Source organism: Mesorhizobium sp. M00.F.Ca.ET.216.01.1.1 (genome assembly GCF_004010325.2).
Classification (GTDB): Bacteria; Pseudomonadota; Alphaproteobacteria; order Rhizobiales; family Rhizobiaceae; genus Mesorhizobium.
The window spans coordinates 1-281 of record NZ_SADR02000593.1; the positions used below are offsets into that span (position 1 = coordinate 1).

At 65.1% G+C, this 281-nt stretch carries 1 pseudogene; it reads right to left on the reverse strand.

Features of this window, described 5'->3' with window-relative positions:
* Positions 1 to 87: 87 nt before the first annotated feature.
* A pseudogene (locus tag EN859_RS37575) lies at positions 88 to 281 on the reverse strand (tRNA guanosine(34) transglycosylase Tgt); the annotation flags it as partial.

Here is a 281-nt window from a genome sequence, read left to right on the forward strand (position 1 = left end):
CGTCAAAGTCGTATGTCACGGTCATGGCTGATCCCCCGGGGGCCGCATCTCTGCGCCCGAGCAGCCCCTCCGTCAATTGCGGGGGCTTTAGATGGCGGGGATGTCGCCTCGCGCCCAGCCTTCAGAAATCTCGGCCGCGCGCGCTTCGAAGGCTTGCGCCTCGATCGCGGCGCGGATGTCCCGCATCAGCGTCTGATAGTAGGACAGGTTGTTCCAGGTGAGCAGCATCGCGCCCAGCGACTCCTGCGAGCGCACCAGATGGTGCAGATAGGCACGCGAGT